Genomic DNA, 25,991 nt, shown 5'->3' on the forward strand with positions numbered 1-25,991 from the left:
CATTGTCAGCGCGGCAGCAGCCGCGCGATGATCGCGGCGCGGATCGCGGTGATATGGCGGTCTACCGCGGCCGAGGCTGCGGCAGGATCGCCGCCGCGCAGCGCCGCGAGGATCGCCAGATGCTCTTCGCAGGTCTCGAGGAACCGCTCGGGCAGGCTGCGCAGGTCGAAGAGATGGGTCTTCATCCGCAACCCCGCGACGATCTCGCCCAGCTGCGCGTTCCCCGCCGCCGCCGCCATCGCCGAATGCAGCCGCTCGTCGATCCGGCGCACCTCGGCCCGGCCCAGCTCGGCTCCGGCGCGGTGCAGGGCAAGCAGGCGCTGCAACTCTACCTCCATCGCGTCGAGCTCCGAGGGATCCATCCGCCCCGCCGCCAGCCGTGCGGCCTCGCATTCAAGCAGCCTGCGGATCGCGAGGTTTTCCATGTAGCGGCTGATGTCCATCGTCATCACCCGCAGCCGCTTGCCGTCGCGCTCGAGAATGCCTTCGCCCTCGAGCAGCAGCAGCGCATCGCGCATCGGCGTGCGTGACAGGCCCAGTTCCTCGGACAGCGGCCGTTCCTGGATCGGGGTTCCGGCCGGCAGGGCACCCGCCAGGATGTGGCGGGTCAACCGGTCATAGGCCTCTTCCGACAGGCGGCGGTCCGTCTGTTCAGTCATGCGTTGCTCTCTCTCCCCTGCACCGGCTCGGGCCGGATCATGAGAGAATATCGCCCGGATATCGCGCGTATACAGCCCTTGGTGACGCGAAAGCGTCTGCCCTCAGGGCAGCAGGCCGATCCATGCCCAACTGGTGAGCACCGAAAGGGCGGTCGAGATCAGAACCGACGAGGCTGCGACCCGTCGCCCGACGCCGTACATGTTGGCGTAGAGATAGGCATTGGCGCCGGGCGCCATGGACGCCAGCAGGACCCCCGCGCGCATGTGGTTCACCGGCAGGTCGAAGACGAAATGGCCCAGCCCGTAGGTGATCGCGGGATGCAGGATCAGGCCGGCGCAGACGACGACTCCGATCAGGCGCAGGTCGCCCTCGGGGCGATAGCGCCACAGGACGCCGCCAAGCCCGAAAAGCGCGACCGGGATCGCGGCGCGGGCCAGCATCTCGATCCCGCCGACCAGCGGGCCGGGCAGGGGCAGGCCGGTGACGTTGACGGCAAGGCCCATCGCCACCCCCAGCACGATCGGCGTGCGCAGGATGCCGGCGACGACCTGCAGGGCCAGCCGCGGTCCGGGCACGTTCTGGCCGCGGCTCTTGGCAAGCTCCATCGCGAAGATCCCGAAGCTGTAGAGCAGCGGCGAATGCAATGCGACGATCGACAGCGCGCCCGGCACCGCTTCGGGACCGAAGGCGCGTTCGGTGATCGGCACGCCAAGCAGCATCGAGTTCGAGAAGAGGCAGCAGAAGCCGATCGCGACCGAATCCGTGGCCGGGCGGCCGACGGCGCGCGCGGCGCCGAAGCCCAGCGCGAAGCCGGCGAAGGCGCCGACGTAGAAGCTGACCAGAAGGCCGATGCTGAAGGTCTGCCCGAGGTCCAGCCGCGACAGCTGGATGAACAGCAGCGCCGGAATCCCGAAGGTCTGGGCGAATTTCATGCAGCCATCCACGGCGCTCTCGCCGAAGACGCCGCGCCAGGCCGCGATCCAGCCGAACCCGATCAGAACGAAGACCGGGAGGATCGCGTCGGTGAGTGCCTGCATGGTGTGTTCAGTCCTGGAGGTCGATGACCATGCCGTCGAAAGCGGGGATCACGTGATCCGGCGTTTCCGCCATCACCCGGTCATGGTCGATGTCGATATGCATGTTGGTGAGGATGGCACGCCCGGGCTGGACCCTCCCGATCCAGTCGAGCGCGAGCGAGAGATGGGCGTGGGTCGGATGCGGGCTGTAGCGCAGCGCATCGATGACGAAGACCTCGAGCCCCTGAAGGTGCGGCCAGGCGGCCTCGTAGATCTCTTTCACGTCGGGCATGTAGGCCAGCCCGCCGATCCGGAAGCCCAGCGCGTCGATCGAGCCGTGGTTGACCCGGATCGGCGTGAAGGGAATGGCGCCGCCGGGGCCCTCGACCTCGAAGCGGCCCTCGATGGTCAGCAGGTCGCAGATCGGCGGATAGCTCGACCCGCGCGGCTGCACGAAAGCATAGCCGAAGCGCGACATCAGCGAATCCTGCGTAGCGCCGTCGGCCCAGACCGGCAGGCGGGTGCCAGTGTTGAACACGATCTGGCGCAGGTCGTCGATGCCGTGCAGGTGATCGGCATGGGCATGGGTCATCACCACGGCGTCGAGCGTGCCGACGCCCGCGGTCAGCAGCTGCTGACGCATGTCGGGCCCGGTGTCGATCAGCACGCGGGTGGTGCCGGCCTCGGTGATCCGCTCGACCAGCAGGGCGCAGCGCAGGCGGGTGTTCTTCGGGTTCGCGGGATCGCAGGCGCCCCAGATCCCCCCGAGCCGGGGCACCCCGCCAGAGGAGCCGCAGCCGAGGATGGTGAAGCGCAGGGTTGCCATCACGCCGCCTTCGCGGCCTTGGCGAAGAGCCGGTCGAAATTGGCCGAGGTCAGGCGGGCGAATTCGGCATAGTCCATGCCGAAGGCCTCGGCGCCCACATTCGCGGTCAGCGCCGTGTAGGCGGGTTCGTTGCGCTTGCCGCGGTGGGGCGGGGGGGCGAGGTAGGGGCTGTCGGTCTCGACCAGGATCCGGTCGCGGGGGGCGGCGGCGAAGATCGCGCGCAGGTCGGACGAGCGCGGGAAGGCCGCGATCCCCGACATCGACAGGTAGAAGCCCAGATCGAGCACCTTTTCCGCCAGTTCCGGCGAGGACGAGAAGCAGTGCATCACGCAGGAATAGGCCCCGGCGCGGTGTTCCTCGGTCAGGATGCGGGCCATGTCGTCGTCGGCGTCGCGGGAGTGGATGATCAGCGGCAGGCCGGTGCGGCGGCAGGCCTCGATGTGCCGGCGCAGGCTTTCCTGCTGCACGGCCTTGCTTTCGGCGGTGTAGTGGTAGTCGAGCCCGGTTTCGCCGATGCCCACGAATTTCGGATGCGCGGCCAGCGCCACCAGCGTCTCGACCTCGACCAGCGGTTCCTCATGCGCGCGCATCGGGTGGATGCCGGCGGCGTAGAAGACGCCGTCATGCGCTTCCGCGATGGCGCGGACCACGGGTTCCTTGTCCATCCGGGTGCAGATGGTGACCATCCGCGTCACGCCGGCGGCGCGGGCGCGGGCCACGATTTCACCCTGCTGCCCGTCGAAATCCGGGAAGTCGAGGTGGCAATGGCTGTCCACGATCTCGGGACGCGCGGCATCTGGGTTTGCGGGGGGGAGGCCCGCAGCGGGGAGGTCGGTCATCGGGGGCTGTCCTCAGCCGGCGATCTCGGCCGCCGTCTCGTTCACCTTCAGAACCATATCCATGAGAAGCGCGGCAGGGTCAAGGTTGACCGCCCGGCCCTGACGGGCGCGGTTGCCCAGCTCTTGCGCCCGCGTTGCCCAAAGCCGCGCCGCATGGGAATGGGGCGAGAGGCGCATCAGCACCTCGGCCTCGTGCGGGGCGGCCTCGATCCCGGGCGGGCCCATCACGCCGGTGCGCGCCAGCCGCGACAGCGCGAGGTCGAGAAGGCCCAGCGTCAGCTCGAACCGGTCCTCGGCGCCGCGGGCCGCGGCCTGATCGGCCAGCGCCAGCGCCCGACCGCGGTCGAGCCGCGGCATCGTGCCCAGCAGGTCGACGATCCGGGCGTAAAGCGCGAGCCCCTCGCCGGTCACCAGCCGCATCGCGGCCCCGACCGAGCCCCCGGCCAGTTCGGCAAGCGCGGGGGCATCCTCGGGCGAGGCCTCGACCTCGGCGCCGTCCAGCGCGGCGGTGATCTCGGCGGGGCCGAGGGGCGCGAGCTTCAGCTCGCGGCAGCGCGAACGGATCGTGGGCAGCAGGCCGGCCGGGCGGTGCGCGATCAGGATCAGCACGGCGCGGGCCGGCGGTTCCTCGAGCAGCTTCAGCAGGGCGTTGGCCGCGGGGATGTTCATCTCGTCCGCGGCGTCGATGATCACCACGCGGCGGCCGCCGTCGACAGCAGACAACCCGAAGAAGGAATGCAGGCGGCGGACCTCGTCGACGCCGATCACCTGCTTCAGCTTGCCGGTCTTCTCGTCCCAGGGCCGGCGCAGCAGGAACAGGCCTGGGTCCGACAGTGCCGCAACGCGCCGCGCGACCGGGTGGTCGGCGGGAATGTCGAGGCTGGTGGGCGGCGGCGGCGCGCCGAAGAGCCCGTCATCGCCGCCGGGATCGGGCGTCGCCAGCAGGAACCTCGCCATCCGCCAGGCGAGCGTCGCCTTGCCAATCCCCTGCGGCCCGGTCAGCAGCCAGCCGTGATGCAGCCGGCCGGTGGCGAAGGCGTCGAGGAACCGCGCCTCGGCCTCGTCCTGACCGTAGAGCCGCGCGGTTTCGCGCGGATGGGGCACGCCCTCGACCCGGTCGGGCTCGGGGGGCAGCTCGTCGGTCTCGGCCCGGCGCGGCGCCCTCATGCCCGCGCCCCGTCAAGGCGGGCGCCGACCGTCGCCAGCACCTCGGCGGCGACGCTGTCGGGATCGCGGGCGCCGTCGATGACGCGGATGCGCTCGGAGAATTCGGCGGCCAGCGCGAGGAAGCCCTCGCGCATCCGGGCCTGCATCGCCTGGCCCATGTTCTCGAACCGCTCTTCGCTGCCCTTGCGGGCGAAGGCGCGTTCAAGCCCCACGGTGGGGTCGATGTCGATCAGCAGGGTCAGGTCGGGTTCGCGCCCGATCATCAGCGCGTGCAGCTTGTCCACCAGTCCGCGCAGGTCGCCGCGGGTGATGCCCTGATAGAGCCGCGTGGAATCCGCGAACCGGTCAGAGATCACGACCGCGCCGCGCGCCAGCGCCGGCAGCACCCGCTTTTCCATGTGATCGCGGCGGGCGGCGGTGAACAGCAGGCATTCCGTCTCGGGCGACCAGCGGTCGGCCTCGCCCTGCAGCAGCAGCGCGCGGATCTCCTCCGCGCCGGGGCTGCCGCCGGGTTCGCGGGTCAGCACGACCTCGCGGCCGGTGGCGGCCAGCGCCTCGGCCAGCCGGCGCGCCTGCGTCGACTTGCCGGAGCCGTCGATGCCCTCGAAGGTGACGAAGATCCCTGCCACGCGCCCGCTCAGTTCGCCTCGGCGGCGCCGGCCTCGCCGGAGAAGCGGCGCATGAGCGAGTCGCGCGCGACCTGCAGGCGCTTGCCGAAACCGCCCATCGGCACGTCGGCCTCGGCGACCAGCGGCACCTTCACCACGTCGTCGATGCCCGGAATGGTGATCTGCAGTTCGCCCAGGGTCTGGCCCTTGGTGATCGGCGCCGCGATCGGGCCCTCGTAGATCGCTTCGGCGGTGATGCCCTCCTGCGACATCGCCGGGATCAGCATCTGCAGGTCATGGTCGGCCACCAGCCCGACCGAGGCGGTCGAGCCCATGTGCACCTCTGCCTCGGCCAGCCGGACTCCGCCCTTGGCGATGGTGCGCAGCGCGAACTGGCGGAAGGCCCAGTTGACGATCGCTTCGCTTTCCTGCGCGCGGGCGTTGTCGGTGGGCAGGCCCGCCAGCACCAGCACCACGCGGCGGCCGTTTCCATTCTCGATCGCCGAGCCGACGACGCCGTAGCCGGCCTCTTCGGTATGGCCGGTCTTCAGGCCGTCGGCGGTCCAGTCGCCGTCGTTCGAGACGCGCAGCAGCGGGTTGCGGTTGTTGCCGTTGGCGGGCACCCGGCCTTCGTAGTTGAAGCCCGACATCGCGAAGTAGGGATAGAACTGCGGGAATTCGGTGATGATCCGCACCGCGATCAGGCCAAGGTCATGCGCGGTCATCATCTGGCCGGGATCGGGCCAGCCCGAGGCGTTGGCGAAATGCGAGTGGCTCATGCCAAGCTGCCCGGCGCGGATCGTCATCTGCCGCGCGAAGTTCTCTTCGGTCCCGGCAAGACCCTCGGCCACCACGACGCAGGCATCGTTGCCCGAATTGATGATGATGCCGTGGATCAGGTCCTCGACCGTCGGGCGGTCGCCCGGCTTGACGAACATCTTCGACCCGCCCATGCGCCAGGCCTTTTCCGAGACCGGGAAGGTGGTCTCCAGCGTGATGTCGCCGCGCTGAAGCGCCTCGAACAGCATGTTCAGGGTCATCAGCTTCGACATCGAGGCCGGGGGCATCGCTTCGTCCGCGGCCTTGTCCAGCAGGACTGTCTGCGTGGTCAGGTCATAGACCCAAGCATGCCGCGCGGCGGTGTCGAAGGCCGAGGCCGGCAGCGCCGTCGTGGCCAGAAGGAGCGCAGCAGCGAGGGCGCGTTTGAACATCGGGTCGGACCTCCGGGTCGGGGGGCGTGTCAGGCGCGGGGGGCCGCGGCGGGGCGGGGCCCCGTCACGGCTTCACCGCGTAGGCGTCGCGATAGCCGAGCGATTTGACCTTGGCGATGGCGGCATCGCGCTCGGCGGTGGTGGTGAAGGGGCCCGCGAGCACGCGCCAGAAGGACTTGCCCTGGCTTTCGCTCTTGCGGACCTCGGCGGACAGGCCGGTGGCCTTGATCTGTTTGGCGGCGGTCTCGGCATTCGCCTCGACGCTGAAGATGCCCATCTGCACGAAGGTGCGCTGGATCTTTTCACCCGCGGCGGCCGGTGCTGCGGTTGCGGGGGGCGCCGGTGTCGCCGCGGTCGCGGGCTTGGCGGCGGCGGACGCGGCCGTCGAGGCAGCGGCGGCCGGACCGGCGCTGGGCGCGGCGGCTGCGGGTTTGGTTGCGGGCTTGGCGGCCGGCTTCGCGGCGGCGCCGGGCGCGGCTGCGGCCGGAGCGGCGGTTGCGGGCGCCGTCGTCGTCGCAGCCGCCGCGGTTGCCGGGGCCTCTTCGCGACGCAGCGCGGTGACCTGCAGGCTGGCGGGCTGTCCGGCCAACATGCCCAGTGCGCCGGCCGCATCGGACGATACCTGAATCTTCGGCCCGGGCATGTCGCGCTCGCGCCGGAACAGGGCGCCGATCACGAAGGCGTCGGTGGCGGTGTTGCGGATGATCACCCGCTCGGGGTCCTTGACGTCGGGATGGGCGACCCAGACGCCGCCCAGCGAGGGGCGGCCGTCCCAGAGGCCTTGGTCCGTGGCCTGGAAGACCTCGGGCGCCTCGACGTCATTGTCCACCAGCTTGACCGAGGTCGCCCCGGCCGAGGGGCCAGCGTCGCCGCCGCCCGCGCCACGCCCGAAGGGCAGCGTGCCCTGGCAGCCCGCCAGCGCGATCACCGGCACCGCGAGCCACAGGCCGCGGATCCCGCGACGGTCCCGAGCCAACGCCGGGACAGGCGCAGGCCGCGCCGCCTTGAAATCGTACATTGCTGCCCCCTCACGCGACCCTTCCGGGCCGATCGTCTGCCTTGTCCGTCGCCGCCTTTGCACCCTGCCCGGGCGGCATCTGCGCTGTTCTGCGCTTTGGGCGTCATCCTAGCGAAGCGGCGCGAGCGTGGGAAGGCTGTAGCCGCCCGCAAGACCCGCTGTACAGGAGCCGGCTTTCAGAATCACGTGAACGCGGATAACCCGTCGCGACCTGCGGGGCCCGTTCCCGCGTCGGGGAAGTGTGGCCGAGTGGTTTAAGGCTCTGGTCTTGAAAACCAGCGAGGGGCAACCCTCCGTGGGTTCGAATCCCACCGCTTCCGCCATCCTCTCGTCACGTGGCTGCCTTGGGCTGCCCCGGGCCGGCTGCCCGGCGGGGCTCTCAGGGGTCGGCGGTCTTCAGCATGAAGTCCTTGGGGATGTCCCAGGTGTCGAGGCTGAGGTCCTTGATCGCGGTGAATTCCTGCCCGTGACTGAACAGCACCTCGATGACCCGGTTCTTGGTCAGTTCGTAGTGAATCACCGCCAGCTCGTCAGACCGGGTGGCGTCCCGACGCTCGATCGCCTCGATGATCTCTTGGTGCTGGCGCATCGTCTCGGACAGGTGGCTGTCGAGATCGGTCTTCATCGCACGGGCGGTCTCTTCGTCGGTCGTCGCGAAACAGGCGCGCGCCAGCCGCATCGTCCCGATCAGCGCCTCGATGTAGAAGCGCGCGAGATAGTGGTTGTCGGCCGCCGCCGCGATCGCGGCGTGGAAGGCGAAGTTGTCCTCGGAGCGCTTCACACCATCGCCCGAAGCACAGGCCGCCTCGAAGGCGGCGCCGGCGGCGCGGATCGCCTTCAGGTCGGCCGTGGTCCGGCGCAGGGCGGCCTGTCGGTGCACCAGCCGGCTCGAGATCAGCAGCGCATCGTAAAGCTTCGGCACGTCGTCGAAATCGAGGGGCGCGACCTTGGCCTTGCGGCCTTCGCGCACCACCAGACCATCGGCGATCAGCTGGATGATCGCCTCGCGCACCGGCGTCCGCGACACACCCAGTCGGGCGCCCACCTCTGCCTCGTCGAGGATCACGCCGGGGCGCAGGTCCAGCCGCAGGATGGCCTCGCGCAAAAGAGCCGCCACCTTCTCACCGTCACGTTCCGACATGCTCTGGTCCCCTGTCGTCTTTTCTCGCGCCCGCCGCGGGCGACGGCGGGCGTTGCCCTGCACCTCTATACGGCGGTGACGCCGCGGCCGCCAAGGATCCGCCGCAGGCTGCCCACCGCCGATTTCGGCGTGTAGCTGCCCGTCACGCCGCCAAGCGAGCGCGACGAGATCCGCAGGTCCCACGCCAGTCCCGCGCCCGTGACCTCGATGCGGTGCATGTTCTCGACCTGGCCCGGCACTGCGACGATGCGGCTGAGCGTCCGCTCGAATCCCAGCCCGGCCAGCGCCACGCAGGCATGGACGTTGACGTTGCGCGGGAAGCGACGGCAGGCCTCGCGGGCGCTGCCCTCGAAGATCGTGCCGGAGGTCTCGGGATCGAGCCCAAGGCTCTTGCCGCTTTTCGTCGTGGTGATGGTGACGCTTTCGATGATCTCGCCCGCATCGACCAGCCCGTCCATGCCGACGACCGCGCCATGGGGGATGAACATGCGCCGGCCGCTGGCGGCCGTGGCTGCGCGGATCGCGGTCTCGGTCGCGGGATCGGCCAGCGCGGTGCAGCTGAAGGCGCAGAAGTCGGCCCGGGCAAGCAGCGAGGGCGCGAGGGCGGCGCTCGTCTCGGGCAGCGACGCCTCGATGGCGAGGTCGAGCGGGCGGCCCTCGATCAGGGCGGGGTCGTCGATCACCACCGCTTCGGGCAGGCCCGAGGCGATGGCCTTGGCCCGGTCGCGCACCAGCACGAAGCTGAGCGAGACATCGTCGCGCGCGCGCACCTCCGCGATCAGGGCCTGCCCGATCGAGCCGTTGCCGATGATGCCGATGTTCTTCATGGGGTCCTCTCAGGGGCTTTCCGTGGCGGCCTGTCTGATCCAGGCGGCGAAGGCTGTGACGGCGGCGGTCTCGCGCCGGGCCGGGTTGATCTGCAGGGTAAGCGCATGGTCGGTGGCCGGCCCGTCGCCGAAGGGGGCGACCAGCCGGCCCGCCTGCAGCGCGGGACGGGCGTAGGTGCCATAGACGACCGCGATCCCGGCCCCCGCCGCGGCGAGGTCGATGGCGCTGAGCCCGGTGTCGACGAGGATCGCGGCCTGCCGCGGGCGGCGCGGGCGCTGCGACAGGTCGGCCCAGAGGTCCCACAGCGGATAGCGGCCCTGCACCTCGATCTGCGGCAGCGCCTCGAGCGGCTCGCCCGCCGCGATCCGCGCGCCCAGACCCGGGGTCGAAACCAGCACCAGCCGCTCGCGCCAGAGCGTCGTCGCGCCCGGCACCGCCACGTCGGGTCCGGCGATCGACAGGCTGAGGTCGGCCAGTTCGAGGTTCGGATCGGTCCAGATCGCGCTGTTCAGCCGGATGTCGATGCCGGGTTCAAGCGCCTGGAACGCAGGCAGGCGCGGGGCGAGCCAGGTGCCCAGAAAGGAGAGGGGCGCCGACAGCGTGACGCTGCGCCGCTGCCGCCTCCCTGTCAGGCCGCGGGTCGCGCTTTCCGCGAGGTCGAGCGCGCCAGTGATCGACGGAAGATAGGCCTTGCCGGCCGAGCTGAGCTCGACCCCGTTGGCGCTGCGCTTGAAGAGCTGGCGTCCGAAGTAATGTTCGAGCCCGCGCACGCGCTGGCTGATCGCGGCCTGCGTGCAGTTCAGCTCATCCGCCGCGCGGGTGAAGCTGAGGTGCCGGGCTGCGGCCTCGAAGGCTTGCAGGTAGATCAGGTTCGGCAGTTCGCGCACGGGTCGTGTTCGGGTCTAGGGGCCTTTGGGCAAGAGGTTACACCCGTTCCGCCTTGTGTGCCCATAACGAAAACGACCCCTGTGGCCGCGGATCGCTTTCTTGCGACCAAGGGCCCGGCGATGGCTTCTGATCGGCAACGATGGGAGCCCGCGATGCCTTTTGCCCTGCTCAGCTACGGCCTGACCAAGCGCCACAAATCCTTCGAGGACATTCCGAAGACGCCCGAGCTGAAACGCTCCTACGACGTGGTCATCATCGGCGGCGGCGGCCACGGCCTCGCCACGGCCTACTACCTGTCGAACGTCCACGGCGTGAAGTCGATCGCGGTGCTGGAAAAGGGCTACCTTGCCGGCGGCAACACGGCACGCAACACCACGACGATCCGGTCGAACTATCTGACCCAGCCCTCGATCCGTTTCTACAAGGAGGGGGTCGAACTCTATCAGTCGATGTCGCGCGACCTCGGGTTCAACGTCATGTTCTCGCAGCGCGGGCAGCTGACGCTGGCGCATTCCGAGGCGACGATGCGCAGCTTCCACCTGCGCGCCGAGATGGGCAAGCACATGGGCACCCGGATCGAGGTCGTCGATGCCAAGACCGTGCAGGAGCTGAGCCCGCATCTGAACATGGACTTCGGCGGCCAGCACGAGATCCTCGGCGGTCTCTGGCATGCCGATGGCGGCACCGCGCGCCATGACGCGGTCGCCTGGGGCTATGCCAAGCGCGCCGCCGAGAAGGGCGTCGAGATCCACCAGCGCACCGCCGTCACCGCGATCCGCACCGCGAAGGGCCGGGTGACCGAGATCGTGACCGACCGCGGCACGATCCAGGCCGGGCAGGTGGTGCAGGCGGCGGGCGGTCTGAACGGCCAGATCGCGGAACTGGCGGGCCTGCGCCTGCCAATCCGCTGCTTCCCGCTGCAGGCGATGGTCACCCAGCCGCTGAAGCCCTTCCTCGACACGCTGGTGTCCTCGGCGAACCTGCACACCTATCTGGTGCAGTCCTCGCGCGGCGAGATCGTGATCGGGGGCGGATCGGACCCTTACCAGCTGGCCTCGACCCGCTCGACCTTCGACCAGAAGGAACACCTGGCGCATGGCGCGCTGCACTTGTTCCCGTTCCTGCACAACGTGCGGCTGCTGCGCCAATGGGCCGGGATAACCGACATGACACCCGACTACAGCCCGATCATGGGCGCGACCGAGCTTGCGAACTACTGGGTCGACGCGGGCTGGGGCACCTGGGGTTTCAAGGCGACCCCGGTCTCGGGGAAGTACATGGCGGAATGCGTGGCCACCGGCCGGGTGCCGGACGTGCTCGCCCCCTTCGCCCTCGACCGTTTCGACCGTTTCGCGCTGCTCAATGAGATGGGCGCGACGGCGGCCAGCCACTGACGGGAGCACCACAGATGAAACGCCTGACCTGCCCCGTGAACGGCATCCGCGACATCGCCGAGTTCCAGTATCTGGGCCCGTTCCGCAGCACCTCGCCCGAGGATGCCGCGGCGCTGACTGAACACCTGTTCTACGCGCCCAACCCCATCGGGCCGATGATCGAATGGTGGCGCCACCGCCCCACCAACACCGTGTTCCTCGCCGAACGCCACACCGCCACCGACCACGTCCTGCGCACCTGGCTGCCCGGGACCGCCGAGCCCCAGGAAGGGAAGACCCAAAATGGCTGACCTGACGCGCCTTCCCGCGCCCTGGGGCGCCCGGATCGACCGCACGAAAACCCTGTCCTTCAGCTTCGACGGCAAGCCGATGCGCGGCTATGCGGGCGACACCGTCGCCTCGGCCGCGCTGGGGGCGGGGCAATGGATCCTGTCGCGCTCGTTCAAGTACCACCGTCCGCGCGGGCCCCTGACGATGGCGGGGCAGGATGCCAACACGCTGGTGCAGATCGGGTCGGAACCGAACGTGCGGGCAGACCGCCGGGCGCTGGGCGCCGGGATCGCCGTCAGCGCGCAGAACACCTCGCACAGCGCCGATCGCGACACGAACAGCATTCTCGACAGGCTCGGGCGTTTCCTGCCAGTGGGCTTCTACTACCGCACCTTCTTCGGCCCGAATGATGGATCCTGGCTGAAGACATGGGAGCCGATCATCCGCAAGTCCGCAGGCCTCGGTGTCGTCGACACCAAGCTGCCCGAGGGGCATTACGACCGCCGCAACCTCGCCTGCGACGTGCTCGTCGTCGGCGCGGGCCCGGCCGGCATGGCCGCGGCCCGGGTCGCGGCAGCGGCGGGGGCGGACGTGGTCCTGCTGGATGCCGAACCCGAGACCGGCGGCGCGCTGACCTATGGCCGGTACGACGCGACGATACTGGCCGGGGCACGGCAGGGGCTGGACGCCGCGGGCGTGCGGGTGATGACCGGGGCCACCTGCAACGGCTGGTACACCGACAACTTTCTGCCGGTGCTGCAGGGCGAAACGCTCTGGCGGGTGCGCGCGGATCAGGTCGTGGTCGCCAGCGGCCAGCAGGACCAGATGCTGGTCTTCCGCAACAACGACCTGCCGGGCATCGTCACCGCCAGCGCCGTGCAGCGCCTGATGCGCCACTATGCCGTGCGCCCGGGGCGGCAGGCCTGCGTCTTCGCCGGCACCCCGGTCGGCGCGGCCGCGGCGTTGGACCTGAAAGAGGCCGGCGTGCCCTTGGCTGCCGTCCTGATCCCGGCCGATGCCAGCCTGCCCGCGGCGCTGATGGCGCAGCTCGAGGCGGCGGGCCTGCCGCTGCGCAAGGGCGCGGCCGTGCTGGAGGCGAAGGGACGCCGTCATCTGACCGCCCTCACCATCGCGACCGCCGGCCGGGTCGAGACGATCGCCTGCGACCTCTTTGCCGTCGATGCGGGCGCCACGCCCTGCTACCAACTGCCGCTGCATGCCGGCGCGAAGCTCGGCTTCGACGAGGCGACGCGGATTTTCACCCTGTCGGGGCAGCCCGACACGATGCACCTTGCCGGCACCGTCGCCGGCGCGCATGGGCTGGCCGCGGTGATCCGCTCGGGCGAGATCGCGGGGGCCGCCGCCGCCAAGGCGCTCGGCCACGCTGTCGCCGCGCCCGCGCCGCTCGCCGATGACGAGGCCGGGGCGTTCCGCACCTATCCGGTGCCTACGGGCCATGCCTCGGGCCGCGATTTCGTCGATTTCGACGAGGACCTGCAGGTCAAGGACATCGTCAACGCGGTGAAGGACGGCTACCGCGAGCTGGAACTGGTCAAGCGCTATTCGACCGTCGGCATGGGCCCGTCGCAGGGCCGCCATTCGGCGCTGGCGACGGCGCAGATCGTCGCGCGCGAAACCGCGCGGCAGGTGGCGCAGATCGGGGTCACCACCTCGCGCCCGCCCTTCGGACCGGAACGGCTGGGCCTGCTGGCGGGGCCGCACCGCAGCCAGCATCGCACCACCGCGATGGACGGCTGGCACCGTGCGGCCGGGGCCAAGATGATCCCTGCGGGCATCTGGTGGCGCCCGCTGCATTACGCAGGCCCCGAGGCCAGCACCGCCGCGATCGCCGCCAAGGTGGCCGCCGAGGTGCGGTCCGTGCGCGAGGCGGTCGGCATGCTTGACGTCTCGACGCTGGGCAAGCTCGCGGTGCGCGGTCCCGATGCTGCGGCCTTCATCGACCGCATCTACACCATGGCCCATGCCAAGCAGCCGGTGGGCCGCGTGCGCTACTGCCTGATGCTGAACGACATGGGATCGGTCATCGACGACGGCGTCGCCTTCCGCATCGCCGAGGACGATTTCTACATCACCGCCACCACCGGCGCCGTCGACCGGGTGTTCACCGAGATGAGCTTCCTCAACGCCCAGTGGCGGATGCGGGTCGACATCCAGAACATCACCGCCGCCTTCGCCGGGATCAACCTGACCGGGCCGCTCGCCCGCCGGGTGCTGGAACGGATGGAGCGCGACATCGACGTCTCGGCCGAGGCGTTCAGGTATCTCGACGGGCGCACGGGCACCGTCGCGGGCTGTCCGGTGCGGATCATGCGCATCGGCTTCACGGGTGAACTCAGCTACGAACTGCACACCCCGCGCAGCTATGCGCCCGCGCTCTGGCAGGCGCTGCTGGAGGCCGGCCGGCCCGAGGGGCTTTCGGCCTACGGGCTCGAAGCCTCGCGGATCCTGCGGCTGGAGAAGGGCCACATCATCATCGGTCAGGACACCGATGCGCTGAGCACGGCCGGCGAGCTGGGCATGGACTGGGCGCTTGGCAAGAAGAAGCCCTATTACATCGGCAAGCCCGCGGTCGAGAAGCGCGCGGCGCTGGGCCTGACCCGGTCGCTGTGCCGGTTCGAACTGGATGTCGAGGCCGGTGCGCAGGTGGGGGACTCCTCGCTTGTCCTGCGCGACGGGCAGCCGGTGGGCTTCGTGACCTCGGTCGCGGCCTCGCCGACGCTGGGGCGGATCATCGGCCTGGCCTATTGCCACCCCGAGGACAACGCCCCGGGCCGCAGCATCCGCCTGCGCGACCGCACGGGCACCGAGCGCGAGGCGCGCGTCGTGGCGCACGCCTTCTACGATCCCGAGAACCGGCGCCAGGAGATCTGACCATGACCGCATCGCGTCTTTTCCCCTCGACCGGGCTGGGGTCGACAGTTTTCGCGGCGGGCCGCAGCGGTGTCCGCGACCTGACCGCGCGCCCGAGGCTGGGCCTGCGCGGGCGCGGCACGCCGAACTGGTGCGCTGCCGCGGGCTTGCCCTTCCCGGCAGAAATCAACGGCATCGCCCGCGCGGGCAGCATCCGCGTCGCGCGGCTGGGCACCTACGAGCTTCTGGTCCTGTCCGACGACGGCCTTCCGATCGCGGCCCCGGCAGAGCCGGTGCCCGAGGCGTTCGACGGCTACCGGGACGAGACCTGGGCCTGGTTCCGCTTCGAAGGGCCGGCCGTGGCGAACGCGCTGGCGACGATGACCGCGGTCGACCTGCGCCCCGCTGCGGCACCCGCGGGCCGGGTGCTGCAAACCCGTTTCGCCGGTCTCGACGTGGTGCTGGTCATCGACCGGCGCGATCCCGATCTGGCCGTGGACCTGTTCTTCGACATCGCCTCGGTCGATTACCTGCTGGGGGCGATCTCTGACCGCGCACCAGAGCTCCTGACCGCCGCCTGATCCCCGCGCAGCCCCCGGCTGCCGCCCGAACAGTCACGCCCCGTTCTGCCGTTTCCCACGGCAGGGCGGGGCTTTTTGTTCATTCGATCCAATGTCTTGGTGGAGAGGAGGGCGAATAATTCCTCGTGAATACGAAATGTATAAAGAAAGTATTTGACCGAATCCGAGTATCCATATTGGATGCTGGAAGACGAGCTGCGCAGCACCGCAGCCGCGTTCGACACGGGGGGCGGCCAATGACCCCCCGGGCGCTTTCCAACCCCAGGAGGTTCACCGATGACGTATCGCCAGGCCCGCTTCCTTGCCGCAGGCCGCACCCTGACCGCCGCCGCGCTTCTCGCGCTTTCGCCGCTTTCGGCAATGGCCCAGACCACCGTGAAGCTGGCCCATACCGAGGGTGAGGGCAGCCTGCTCGAGAACCCTTACTGGGCCTTCACCCAGGTGCTGGGGTCCGAGTTCGAAAGCGCGACCAACGGCGCCTACAAGCTGCAGGTCTTCCCGAACAAGCAGCTGGGCGACAACGACTCGATCACCGAGCAGGTGGCGCGCGGCGTCGTGCAGATGGGCGCCGGGATGGCGAACGGGCAGCTGGCGAGCTTCTTCCCCTCGGTGCAGATCCTCGACATGCCCTACACCTTCGAAAGCACCGACGAGGCGCGCCAGGTGCTGGACGGCCCCTTCGGCAAGGACCTGTCGGATGCCGTCGCCGAGGCCTCGGGCATCCGCATCCTCGCCTACCTTCCCTCGGCCTTCCGCAACTTCTCGAGTTCGAAGGCGGCGATCCACAGTCCCGCCGACATGGTCGGCCAGAAGATCCGCGTTCAGGCGATCCCGATCCACATCAAGCTGGTCGAATCCCTCGGTGCCTCGCCCACGCCGATCGCCTGGGCCGAGCTGTACAGCGCGCTGCAGACCGGCGTCGTCGACGGTCAGGAGAACGCGCCCTACGTCCTGCTGCTGTCGAACCTGCAAGAGGTCCAGAAGTACTACACGCTGGACAAGCACCTGCTGAACGTCGCGCTGATCGTCGCGAACGAGGACTTCTACCAGGGCCTGTCGGAGGATGAGCGCACCGCACTCGACGCCTCGGTGCGCGAGGCCAAGCTGGCCTTCCTCGGCATCGTGAAGGCCAAGGAATCGCAGGACCTCAAGCGCATCGCCGATGCCGGGGTCGAGGTCTACACGCCCACCCCGGACGAGATGGCCCAGTTCGTCTCGGCCACGCGCGAGCCGGTGCGCGAGATCCTGAAGAAGAGCGTCGACGAAGTGTGGTTCGACAAGCTCGACGCCGCCATCGCCGACGTGCGCGGCCGCCCGTCGAACTGATCCGTCCGCCGCTGCCGCCCGCCGGTCACCGGCCGGGCGGCGGGGTCAAAGGAGTTCCACATGAACACCCTCCTTCGGTGCACCGAGGCGATCAGCCGGGTGGCCTCGGTCGTCGCGCGCCTGATGCTGATCGTCGTCGCCATCTCGCTGCTGCTGCAGGTCATCCTGCGCTTCGGCTTCTCTTATTCACTGCCCTGGCCCGAAGAGGCCGCGCGCTACCTGATGATCTGGATCGTCATGATCTCGGCCTCGCACCTGGTGCAGAACAACGAACTGGTGCGCGTCGACTTCCTGGATCTGCTCTGGCCGAAGCGGCTGCTGATCTGGCGCAACCTTGCCTTCCGGGCGCTGATGGTCGCGATGTTCGTCCTGATCGCCTACTACGGCTGGGATCAGGCAGAGTTCTCGGCGCGGCGCAACACGGCCGCCCTGCAGATCTCGTGGTTCTGGCCCTATCTCGCCATTCCCGTGGGCGCCGTGCTGGTCGTCATCCAGCTGATCGCCGTCACCGTGCGCGAACTCGCCTCGGGGCAACCGATCGAAGAGCACATTTCCCAGATGCAGGAGACCGCGCAATGACGCTCTCTCTCGGCCTTGTCATAGGCATCATGATCCTGCTGCTGTTCATGGGCAGCCCGGTGATCTTCGCCATCGGCGCCGCCGGCATCGCCTATTTCTTCATTGCCCCGGACATGACCTCGATGCTGAGCATGGTGGTCCACAAGTTCTTCACCGGGATGGACGTCTTCATCTGGCTGTCGATCCCGCTGTTCGTGATCGCCGGCGAGATCATGGCCGCCACCAACATGACCGAGCGGCTTCTGGGCTTCTCGCGCCTGCTGGTCGGCCGGTTCCGCGGCGGTCTGGCCTATGTCAACGTCGTGGGCTCGATGCTGTTCGGCGGTGTCTCGGGTTCGGCGATGGCCGATATCGCGGCACTCGGCCCGATCGAGATCGACATGATGAAGAAGGACGGCTACCGCGAGGACTTCTCGGCCGCGCTGACCGTCGCCTCGGCCATCCAGGGACCGATCATCCCGCCCTCGATCCCGCTGATCATGTTCTCGAGCCTGACCAATACCTCGGTCGCGGCGCTGTTCCTGGCCGGCGCGGTGCCGGGCGTCATGATCGGCCTGTCGCTGATGGCCGTCGTCTTCGTGATGGCACGCATCCACAACTTCCCGGCCAACCCGCTGAAGAACGTCACCATGATGACCGTGGTGCACATCGTGATGGAGGCGTTCTGGTCGCTTCTGATGCCGGTGATCATCGTCGGCGGCATCATCCTGGGCATCTTCACCGCGACGGAAGCGGCCTCGGTCGCCGTGGCCTATGCGATCCTCGTCGGCATCTTCGCCTATCGCAACCTTTCGGCGAAGAAGCTGTGGGAGATCCTCGACCGTTCGGCGCGCACCACGGCCTCGGTCTACCTGATCGTCGGCTTCGCCTCGATCATCAGCTGGGTCGTGGCGAACGAGCGGCTGCCCGACAACCTGCAGGCCTTCATCCATGCGCAGGAAGTGCCGACCTGGGTGCTGCTGCTGGCGATCAACCTGTTCTTCCTGATCAACGGCCTGTTCATCGGCGACGCCGTGCAGATGCTGCTGTTCGCGCCGCTCTTCACCCCGATCCTCGCTGCCGTCGGCGTCGACCCGATCCACTTCGGCGTGATCATGACCGTCAACGTGATGATCGGTCTGCTGACGCCGCCCTTCGGGATGGCGCTCTACCTCGGATCCGCCGTCAGCGGCGTGCCGCTGCGGAAGATCATCCGCGCCAGCCTGCCGATGGTCGGCGCCTCGCTGATCGTCCTGCTGCTCGTCACCTACATCCCCGCGCTCTCGCTCACGCTGCCGCGCTACTTCGGCTTCGTCCAGTAAGGAGAAATCCAATGATCACCGCACAGGACATCGCGGGCATGCTGCCCGCCACCATCACCCCCTTCAACGCAGACGGCAGCGTGAACGAGGCCATGATCCCGCGCATCGTCGACCATGTCTTCGACGGCGGCGCCAAGGGCATCCTGCCGATCGGCGGCACCGGCGAATACTCGATGCTCTCGAATGCCGAGCGCCGCCGCGTGGTCGAGATCTCGGTCGAGGCCGCGCGCGGCCGCGGCCCGGTCATCGCCGGCTGCCTTTCGCCGGGCTATGCAGACAACATGCAGGTGGCCCGCGACGCCAAGGCCGCCGGGGCCGACGCGGTCATGCTGCTGATGCCCTACTACGCCTGGGGCCATGATCAGGGCATGGCCGATTATGTCCGCCGCTTCCGCGACGAGATCGACCTGCCGATCATCTTCTACGAGATCCCGTTCCGCACCAATGTGCGCATGGGGATCGACCGCATCGCCGAGCTGGCGAATGACGGCACGATCATCGGCATGAAGTTTTCGGACACCGATGTCGCGCGCTGCGCGCTGCTGGCCGAACTGGCGGACGAACGCTTCTGCCTGCTGGGCGGGCAGGAGTCGCTGCTGACCTACCATGCCTCGCTGGGTGCCCGCGGTGCGGTGCTGGCAGCGGCGAACCTGTTCCCGCGCTTCTGGGATGCCGCGCTGAAGCTCGGCGCCGCCGGCAAGACGCAGGAACTGGTCCAGATGATGGTGCGCGGCCGCAAGATGGTCGACGTCTGCTTCATGGAGCCGAACCCGGTGCCGCTGAAGGTGGGCATGAAGCTGCTCGGCCTCGATTGCGGCCAGGGCCGGCTGCCGCTGGAGCCGCCGCGCCCCGCCACGATCCGCGCGGTCGAGGCGATGGTCGCCGACTATGCGCCGGAATGGGGGATGCAGGAATATGCCTGACACCCTTGCGCCCGCGACTGCCGCGGGTCCGGCCGATGCCGCGCTGCTGGACGATCTGGGCGGCATCCTCGGCCCGAAGGGGCTGCTGACCGGCCCGGACATGGCGGGCTACCTGAGCGACTGGCGCGACCGGATCTCGGGGCGGGCGGTGGCGGTGGCGCTGCCGGCCAGCACCGCAGAGGTCGCGGCGGTGGTCCGGCTCTGCAATGCCCGCGGCATCGCGCTTTACGTACAGGGCGGCAACACCAGCCTCTGTGGCGGTTCGGTCCCCGACCCCTCGGGGCGGGCCCTGCTGCTGTCGACGCGCCGGCTGAACGCGGTGCGCGAGATCGACCCGGTCAGCAACATCGCCGTCGTCGAAAGCGGGATGGTGCTGGCGCATCTGCACGAGCTGGCCGGACGCCACGACCGCATCTTTCCGATGCATCTGGGATCCGAGGGCACGGCGCAGATCGGCGGGCTGATCTCGACCAATGCGGGCGGTGTCTCGGCCGTGCGCTACGGCACGATGCGCAACCTCGTCGCCGGGCTCGAGGTGGTGCTGCCCGACGGCGAGGTGATCTCGCGCCTCGGCGGGCTGCGCAAGGACAACCGCGGTTACGACTGGAAGCAGCTGTTCATCGGCGGCGAGGGAACGCTGGGTATCATCACCGCGGCGGCGCTGAACTTGCATGCGCGGATGACGGCGCGGTCGGATGCGCTGATGGCGGTCGCCTCGCCCGAGCAGGCGGTGCGCGTGTTCGAGCGGCTGCGCGCGCGCTTCGACACCAAGGTCATGGCCTGCGAGATGGTTTCGGGCACGGAGGTCGCCCTGACGCTGAAGCATGTGCCCGGCCTGCGTTTCCCGCTGGCCGAGATGCCCGACTGGATGGTGCTGGTCGAACTGGGCGACATCGGTGGCGCCGAGGCGCTGCAGGACGCGCTGCAGACCTGCCTGGGCGAGCTTCTGGAAGAGGGCGTCATCGACGATGCGGTGCTCTGCCAGAACCTGCGCGAAAGCCAGGAGCTATGGAAATGGCGCCACTCCTTCTCAGAGGCGAACAAGAAGGCCGGGCACGGCATCGTCTTCGACGCCTCGCTGAGGGTGCGCGCGGTGCCCGAGTTCCTTGCCCGCGCGATCCCTGCCGCGGCCGAGCTCGCGCCCTGGGCGGTGCCGCTGGTCGTCTGTCACCTGGGGGACGGCAACGCGCATCTGATCATGCTGAACCGCGCCGAGGACCGTCACCTGATCGCGGACATGGAGGCGCTGACCCACGCCATGTTCGATCGCATCCACGACATCATCGCCGATCTCGACGGCTCGTTCAGCGCCGAACACGGCGTGGGGCGCAAGCTGGTCGACGAGATGGTCGCGCGCCAGCCAGCGGCCGAGATCGCGCTGATGCGCGCGATCAAGCGCGGCATCGACCCGCAGGGCCGCTTCTCGCCGGGCGTGATCGTCGCGGACTGACCTCCCTGCTTTGGAAAGACAAACCCATGTATGACTTCACAGGACGCAACGTGGTGATCACCGGCGGTGCCGGCGGCATCGGCGAGGCCTGCGCCAAGGCCTTCGCCGGTGCGGGGGCCAGCGTCTTCCTGCTGGACTGGTCGCAGGCCTCGCTCGACGCGGCGATGGAGCGCCTGGCGGGCGCGGGCACGGTCCGCCCGATGCAGATCGACGTGACCGACCGCCCCGCGCTGGATGCCGTGTTCGACGAGATCGCCGCCGCCGGCGGCACCGACGTGCTGGTTGCCACGGCGGCCATCGTGAAGACCGGCCTGATCCTCGATTTCGAACCCGACACCTGGTCGCGGATCCTCGACGTCAATCTCACCGGCACCTTCCACTGCGCCCAGCTTGCCGGGCGGCAGATGGTCGCGAAGGGGCGCGGCCGCATCGTCACCGTCAGCTCGGTCAACGGCCAGATCGCAAACACCGGCCGCGGCGCCTATTCCTGCACCAAGGGCGGCGTCGACATGCTGACCCGGCTGCTGGCGGCCGAGCTTGGCGACAAGGGCATCACCGCCAATGCCGTCGCCCCGGTGCCGGTCGACACGCCGATGGTCCTGCAGGTTCACGGCCCGAAGGACCGCGCCCTTTGGGAGGCGCAGATCCCCGCCAAGCGCTATGCGCGCCCCGAGGAGGTGGCCGATGCCGTGCAGTTCCTGGCCTCGGACCGAGCCGGCTACATCAACGGCCACATCCTGAACGTCGATGGCGGCTTCATGGCCTCGGGCGTGCTGCTGCGCTGACCTTTTCCGTCCCCACGCCCTTTCAGAAGGAACGACACGATGCTTGCGAAAGCCGTGATGCTTGCCACCGCGCTCGGCGCGGGCCTTGCCACTGCCGCCACCGCCGACGAGACGATCCAGATCGGCACCTCGCTGACCCAGATGCCCTGGGGCTTCTACGATCAGGATCAGAAGCCGACCGGGATCGACCCCGCCTTCTGCGGCGCGCTGGCCCAGAAGCTGGGCCGCACCGCCGAGTTCGTCAGCCTCGACTTCAAGGGCCTGATCCCCGCACTGCAGGCGAAGCGGTTCGAGGCCGTCTGCGCCGCCATGTACATCACGCCCGAGCGTGAGGCTGCGATCCTGATGGTGCCCTACATCAAGGCAAGCCAGACCGTGGTCGCCAAGGACGCGACCGACATGGACGGCCTCGGCGGTCTGTGCGGCCATTCGGCCAGCGTGCTGCAGGGCTCGGGCTCGCTCAAGGTGCTGCAGGAGACCAGCGCGGAATGCACCGCCGCCGGCAAGCCCGAGGTGCAGATCCAGTCCTTCGACTCGCAGCCGGTCGCGATGCGCGCGCTTGAGAACGGCAGCGTGGACGCCTTCATCGCCACGGATTCGCTGGTGTCCTACTACATGAAGCAGAGCCCCGGCCTGAAGAAGATCGCGACCGGCATCAAGCCCGCGATCCTTGGCATCGGCGTGCCCAAGGACAACCCCGAGCTGGCCGAGAAGCTGCGCACCGCGCTGGGCGAGATGAAGGCCGACGGCAGCTACGCCAAGCTGCTCGCCGACTGGGACATTACCAGCGCCGGCCTCGACAGCTTCGAGTAACCCCTGTCCGGCCCGACAGGGCCGGGCCCGACTCACCGGGCGCGCCTGGCGCGCCCGGTGCCTTTCCCTCTCCATGGACCAGACCAGATGAAGACCGACCTCAAGGGCATTCTCAGCGCCATCCTCACCCCGTTCGACAGCGCGACGGGCGCATTCGACGAAGCCTCGTACCGCAAGCTGATCCGTTCGCAGGTGCGTTCGGGCATCCATGGCATCGTCGTCAGCGGATCGACCGGCGAGCACCCGGCGCTCACCATCGNACCCCGTTCGACAGCGCGACGGGCGCATTCGACGAAGCCTCGTACCGCAAGCTGATCCGTTCGCAGGTGCGTTCGGGCATCCATGGCATCGTCGTCAGCGGATCGACCGGCGAGCACCCGGCGCTCACCATCGCCGAGCGTCAGCGCATGTATCCGATCGCGATGGAGGCTGCCGCCGGCGGTTGCGACGTCATCGCCCATATCGGGTCGAACAACGTCCGCGACGCGCTCGAGCTGACCCGTGCCGCCCGCGACGTGGGCGTGGACCAGATGCTGGTGCTGACCCCCTATTTCGACCGGATGAAGTTCCACGAGGTCCAGAAGTTCCTCGATCAGGTCGTCTCGATCGCCGGCGGTCCGGTGATCTTCTACGATACCCCCGGCATCACCGGCCTCGACATCAGCGAGGACCAGATGGTGACGCTGGCCCGCGACGGGCTGGTGTCGCACATCAAGGACAGCCCGCAGAACTACACCCGCACGATGCGGATGCTGTCGAACCCCGAGGCGCCGAAGGTGCTGGCGGGCTGCGATCCGGCGCTGCTGGCGGTGCTGGGCCACGGCGCGCCGGGCTCGATCATCGGCGCCTCGACCTTCGTGCCCGAGCTTTGCGTCGCGCTTTACGACGCGATCTCGGTCGATAAGGATCTGCCGAAGGCGCTGGCGATCTGGGATCGGCTCTGGCCGGTGCTGAACTTCATGCTGCTGAACGGCTACGTGGCGCTGGCCAAGGCCGGTTCGGGCCTGCGCGGCCTGCCGATGGGCGAACCGCGCCAGCCGATCACCCCGGCCCCGGCCGAGCTGACCGCGCGCTTCGCCGAGGTGCTGAAAGCCTCGGGCGTCGGTCCGCTGGCGCTGGACTGAGCCGGGGCCGACCGCATGACCGTCTGGGACTGGAACGTCTTCTTCCACAACCTCGTCCACCCCGCGATCCTTGCGGGGCTCTGGACGACGGTGTGGCTCACGCTCGTCACGCTGCTTCTGGCGATCATCCTGGGCACGATGATCGCCTTGGTCGGCAGGATGCAGAACCGGCTCGCGCAATGGTTCTACCAGGGCTACGTCGCCTTCTTCCGGGCGACGCCGCTGCTGGTGCAGCTTGTCTTCCTCTACAGCGCGCTGCCGCAGATGGGCGTGAACCTGACGGTGATCCAGGCGGCCATCATCGGGCTCATGCTGTCCGAAAGCCCCTATGTCGCCGAGATCGTCCGCTCGTCGATCTCGGCGGTTCCTCCGGCGCAGTGGGAGGCCGCGAAGGCCATCGGCATGCGCCCGGTGAAGATCATGCGCAAGATCATCGCCCCGCAGGCGCTGCGCATCGCGGTGCCGCCGCTCGGCAACGAATTCGTCCGCCAGCTGAAGAACACCTCGCTCGTCTCGGTCATCTCGATGACCGAGCTGTTCCGGGCGACCGACAACCTGATGCAGACCAACTTCCGCGTGCTCGAGGCGCTGACGGTGGCGACGCTTTATTACCTGGCGCTGACCGCGCTGTGGACGGTGCTGCAAAGTGCCTTCGAACGGCGCAACTCGCGCTGGTTCGCGGATACCCGCAAGACAAAGCAGGCGAGGGCCGCGCAATGAGCCAGCAACAGGCCCCCGCCTTCATCCAGCTCGACGACGTGGTGAAGACCTACGGCAGCTATGTCGCGCTGAAGAGCGTGTCGCTGACGGTCGCGCGCGGCCAGACCGTCGCTTTGATCGGGCCCTCGGGCTCGGGCAAGTCGACGCTGCTGCGCTGCATCAACGCGCTCGAGGCGATCTCCTCGGGGCGGATCCGCGTCGAGGGCGAAGAGATCGGCTATGCCCCGGGCTCGGATGGCCGTCGCCGCCTGCCGGAAACCCGCATCGCGCGCCAGCGCGAGGACGTCGGCATGGTGTTCCAGAGCTTCAACCTGTTCCCGCACATGACCGCGCGCGAGAACGTCGCCGCGGGGCCGGTGCTGGTCCGTGGCCAGTCGCGGGCCGAGGCCGACGCGCGGGCGCGCCAGCTGCTGGCGCGGGTCGGGCTGGCCGACAAGGCGGACAACTATCCCCGCCAGCTTTCGGGCGGCCAGCAGCAGCGCGTGGCCATCGCGCGGGCGCTGGCGATGGATCCCAAGGTCATGCTCTTCGACGAGCCGACCTCGGCGCTGGATCCGGAAACGGTGCAGGAGGTGCTCAACGTCATCCGCGAGGTCCGCGACAGCGGGATGACGATCATGATCGCCACCCACGAGATGGAGTTCGCCCGCCATGTCTCGGACCAGACGGTCTTCATGGAGGCCGGCCAGATCGTCGAGCACGGGCCGTCGCGGCAGGTGCTGTTCGAGCCCGAAAGCGAACGCTGCCGCCGCTTTCTGTCGGGGCTCAGCGGCGCGGGCCACTAGGCTTGCCGCCGGGGGCCCTGTGCGTGCCATATGATGACTGCGGCCGGCGCTGTTGCCGGCCGGTTCGGTCCCTTGAAGTCGGAGAATGTGATGCGGGGCGGAAAAGCCGAACTCTACGAAGACCTGAAGCGGCAGATCCTGACCCTCGAGCGGCGACCTGACGAGGACCTGGAAGAGGGCGAGCTGGGCACGGCCTACGGCATCTCGCGCACGCCGGTGCGCGACGTGCTGCGCCAGCTTGCCGGAGAGGGCTATCTGCGGATCCGCGAGAACCGCGGGGCGCGGGTCAATTCGATGAACTTCGCCACGATGCGCGATTTCTTCTCGGTCGCGCCGCTGGTCTATGACGCGATCGCGCGCCTTGCGGTCGAGAACCATCGCCCGGCGCAGATGGAGGCGCTGCGCGCCTGCCAGCTGTGCTTCCGCAAGGCGGTCGAGGATCGCGACCACGTGCAGATGGTGATCAAGAACACGCTGTTCCACTCGATCGTGGGCGAGATGGCGGCAAGCGTCTACCTGAGCCCGAGCTACAGCAAGCTGCTGATCGACCATGCGCGGATCGGGCACACGTTCTTCCGGCCCTCGACCCCCGAGATGGAGCAGGACCTTCTGGCGTCCTGCGATCAGCACGACGCGATGATCGAGGCGCTCGAACAGCAGGACGTGGGGCGGATGGTCGCGCTGACCGACGGGCACTGGGGCCTTTGCCGCAGCAACATGGAACTGTTCATCGCGCCGCGCGACCGGGTCCCCGCCCGGGCGGCCGGTCTGGGCAGCCTCGCCCCGCTGGACGAGACGGTTGGCGACTGAACCGCCGCCCGCGACGGATCGGAAACCGCGCCGCCCGTGGTCAGGAACCGCGGGCGG

The 25,991-nt window shown here is 69.0% G+C and carries 27 protein-coding genes and 1 tRNA gene; 17 read left to right on the forward strand and 11 right to left on the reverse strand.

Annotated elements, in window-relative coordinates; genetic code table 11:
* Positions 1-5 precede the first annotated feature (5 nt).
* From V8J36_RS19685 to V8J36_RS19720, 8 genes are all read right to left on the reverse strand, one after another.
* Positions 6-659, reverse strand: coding sequence for a GntR family transcriptional regulator (locus tag V8J36_RS19685; protein WP_336469028.1), 654 nt, complete (start codon positions 657-659; stop codon positions 6-8).
* 102 nt (positions 660-761) lie between these two features.
* Entirely contained in the window at positions 762-1,697 is a 936-nt protein-coding gene (locus V8J36_RS19690; RefSeq protein WP_336469029.1) for an AEC family transporter, read from the reverse strand.
* A gap of 7 nt (positions 1,698-1,704) precedes the next feature.
* Positions 1,705-2,502: an MBL fold metallo-hydrolase gene (locus V8J36_RS19695; RefSeq protein WP_336469030.1), complete on the reverse strand. Its 798-nt coding sequence runs from the start codon at positions 2,500-2,502 to the stop codon at positions 1,705-1,707.
* The gene (locus V8J36_RS19700; RefSeq protein ID WP_336469031.1) at positions 2,502-3,341 is read right to left on the reverse strand and encodes a TatD family hydrolase; all 840 of its coding nucleotides are present in this window, start codon (positions 3,339-3,341) and stop codon (positions 2,502-2,504) included. The genes V8J36_RS19695 and V8J36_RS19700 overlap by 1 nt, the downstream gene beginning before the upstream one ends.
* A gap of 12 nt (positions 3,342-3,353) precedes the next feature.
* Entirely contained in the window at positions 3,354-4,508 is a 1,155-nt protein-coding gene (locus V8J36_RS19705; RefSeq protein ID WP_336469032.1) for a DNA polymerase III subunit delta', read from the reverse strand.
* A complete protein-coding gene (gene tmk / locus V8J36_RS19710; protein WP_336469056.1) occupies positions 4,505-5,149 on the reverse strand; it encodes a dTMP kinase in 645 nt (214 codons plus the stop codon). Before tmk ends, V8J36_RS19705 begins: the two co-directional genes overlap by 4 nt.
* Positions 5,146-6,327, reverse strand: a complete 1,182-nt coding sequence (locus V8J36_RS19715) for a D-alanyl-D-alanine carboxypeptidase family protein (RefSeq protein WP_336469033.1) — start codon at positions 6,325-6,327, stop codon at positions 5,146-5,148. The genes tmk and V8J36_RS19715 overlap by 4 nt, the downstream gene beginning before the upstream one ends.
* Positions 6,328-6,391: 64 nt before the next feature.
* Positions 6,392-7,345, reverse strand: coding sequence for an SPOR domain-containing protein (locus V8J36_RS19720; RefSeq protein ID WP_336469034.1), 954 nt, complete (start codon positions 7,343-7,345; stop codon positions 6,392-6,394).
* A gap of 235 nt (positions 7,346-7,580) precedes the next feature.
* Here V8J36_RS19720 and V8J36_RS19725 point away from each other — a divergent pair.
* A tRNA-Ser gene (locus V8J36_RS19725) sits at positions 7,581-7,668 on the forward strand.
* A gap of 56 nt (positions 7,669-7,724) precedes the next feature.
* On the opposite strand, the gene V8J36_RS19730 is transcribed toward V8J36_RS19725, so the two are convergent.
* From V8J36_RS19730 to V8J36_RS19740, 3 genes are all read right to left on the reverse strand, one after another.
* Positions 7,725-8,486 (reverse strand): GntR family transcriptional regulator, encoded by a 762-nt coding sequence (locus V8J36_RS19730; protein WP_336469035.1) that lies wholly within the window; start codon positions 8,484-8,486, stop codon positions 7,725-7,727.
* A gap of 65 nt (positions 8,487-8,551) precedes the next feature.
* Entirely contained in the window at positions 8,552-9,313 is a 762-nt protein-coding gene (locus V8J36_RS19735) for an aspartate dehydrogenase domain-containing protein (RefSeq protein WP_336469036.1), read from the reverse strand.
* 9 nt (positions 9,314-9,322) lie between these two features.
* Positions 9,323-10,201 (reverse strand): LysR substrate-binding domain-containing protein, encoded by an 879-nt coding sequence (locus tag V8J36_RS19740; protein WP_336469037.1) that lies wholly within the window; start codon positions 10,199-10,201, stop codon positions 9,323-9,325.
* A gap of 153 nt (positions 10,202-10,354) precedes the next feature.
* Between V8J36_RS19740 and V8J36_RS19745 the strand changes: the two genes are divergently transcribed.
* From V8J36_RS19745 to V8J36_RS19820, 16 genes are all read left to right on the forward strand, one after another.
* Positions 10,355-11,596, forward strand: a complete 1,242-nt coding sequence (locus tag V8J36_RS19745; protein ID WP_336469038.1) for an FAD-dependent oxidoreductase — start codon at positions 10,355-10,357, stop codon at positions 11,594-11,596.
* 14 nt (positions 11,597-11,610) lie between these two features.
* Complete coding sequence (locus V8J36_RS19750; protein ID WP_336469039.1) at positions 11,611-11,886, forward strand: sarcosine oxidase subunit delta; 276 nt, start codon at positions 11,611-11,613, stop codon at positions 11,884-11,886.
* Positions 11,879-14,758 carry a 2Fe-2S iron-sulfur cluster-binding protein gene (locus V8J36_RS19755; RefSeq protein WP_336469040.1) on the forward strand — a complete coding sequence of 960 codons (2,880 nt, stop codon included), beginning with the start codon at positions 11,879-11,881 and terminating at the stop codon, positions 14,756-14,758. The genes V8J36_RS19750 and V8J36_RS19755 overlap by 8 nt, the downstream gene beginning before the upstream one ends.
* Before the next feature lie 2 nt (positions 14,759-14,760).
* Positions 14,761-15,318, forward strand: coding sequence for a hypothetical protein (locus tag V8J36_RS19760; RefSeq protein WP_336469041.1), 558 nt, complete (start codon positions 14,761-14,763; stop codon positions 15,316-15,318).
* A gap of 276 nt (positions 15,319-15,594) precedes the next feature.
* Complete coding sequence (locus V8J36_RS19765; RefSeq protein WP_336469042.1) at positions 15,595-16,644, forward strand: TRAP transporter substrate-binding protein; 1,050 nt, start codon at positions 15,595-15,597, stop codon at positions 16,642-16,644.
* Positions 16,645-16,704: 60 nt separating this feature from the next.
* Positions 16,705-17,223 (forward strand): TRAP transporter small permease, encoded by a 519-nt coding sequence (locus V8J36_RS19770; protein WP_336469043.1) that lies wholly within the window; start codon positions 16,705-16,707, stop codon positions 17,221-17,223.
* A complete protein-coding gene (locus V8J36_RS19775) occupies positions 17,220-18,524 on the forward strand; it encodes a TRAP transporter large permease (RefSeq protein WP_336469044.1) in 1,305 nt (434 codons plus the stop codon). The genes V8J36_RS19770 and V8J36_RS19775 overlap by 4 nt, the downstream gene beginning before the upstream one ends.
* Positions 18,525-18,535: 11 nt before the next feature.
* On the forward strand, positions 18,536-19,447 hold the full coding sequence (locus V8J36_RS19780; protein WP_336469045.1) for a dihydrodipicolinate synthase family protein: 912 nt from the start codon (positions 18,536-18,538) through the stop codon (positions 19,445-19,447).
* On the forward strand, positions 19,440-20,897 hold the full coding sequence (locus V8J36_RS19785) for an FAD-binding oxidoreductase (protein WP_336469046.1): 1,458 nt from the start codon (positions 19,440-19,442) through the stop codon (positions 20,895-20,897). Before V8J36_RS19780 ends, V8J36_RS19785 begins: the two co-directional genes overlap by 8 nt.
* Before the next feature lie 26 nt (positions 20,898-20,923).
* Complete coding sequence (locus V8J36_RS19790) at positions 20,924-21,682, forward strand: SDR family NAD(P)-dependent oxidoreductase (protein ID WP_336469047.1); 759 nt, start codon at positions 20,924-20,926, stop codon at positions 21,680-21,682.
* 39 nt (positions 21,683-21,721) lie between these two features.
* Complete coding sequence (locus V8J36_RS19795; RefSeq protein WP_336469048.1) at positions 21,722-22,495, forward strand: ABC transporter substrate-binding protein; 774 nt, start codon at positions 21,722-21,724, stop codon at positions 22,493-22,495.
* A gap of 87 nt (positions 22,496-22,582) precedes the next feature.
* Complete coding sequence (locus V8J36_RS19800; protein WP_336469049.1) at positions 22,583-22,810, forward strand: dihydrodipicolinate synthase family protein; 228 nt, start codon at positions 22,583-22,585, stop codon at positions 22,808-22,810.
* A complete protein-coding gene (locus V8J36_RS19805; protein WP_336469057.1) occupies positions 22,810-23,619 on the forward strand; it encodes a dihydrodipicolinate synthase family protein in 810 nt (269 codons plus the stop codon). The genes V8J36_RS19800 and V8J36_RS19805 overlap by 1 nt, the downstream gene beginning before the upstream one ends.
* A gap of 15 nt (positions 23,620-23,634) precedes the next feature.
* On the forward strand, positions 23,635-24,339 hold the full coding sequence (locus V8J36_RS19810) for an amino acid ABC transporter permease (RefSeq protein ID WP_336469050.1): 705 nt from the start codon (positions 23,635-23,637) through the stop codon (positions 24,337-24,339).
* A complete protein-coding gene (locus V8J36_RS19815; RefSeq protein WP_336469051.1) occupies positions 24,336-25,124 on the forward strand; it encodes an amino acid ABC transporter ATP-binding protein in 789 nt (262 codons plus the stop codon). Before V8J36_RS19810 ends, V8J36_RS19815 begins: the two co-directional genes overlap by 4 nt.
* Positions 25,125-25,214: 90 nt before the next feature.
* On the forward strand, positions 25,215-25,934 hold the full coding sequence (locus V8J36_RS19820) for a GntR family transcriptional regulator (RefSeq protein WP_336469052.1): 720 nt from the start codon (positions 25,215-25,217) through the stop codon (positions 25,932-25,934).
* Positions 25,935-25,991 lie beyond the last annotated feature (57 nt).

The sequence above is a fragment of the Frigidibacter sp. MR17.14 genome (genome assembly GCF_037095735.1).
Lineage (GTDB): Bacteria > Pseudomonadota > Alphaproteobacteria > Rhodobacterales > Rhodobacteraceae > Frigidibacter.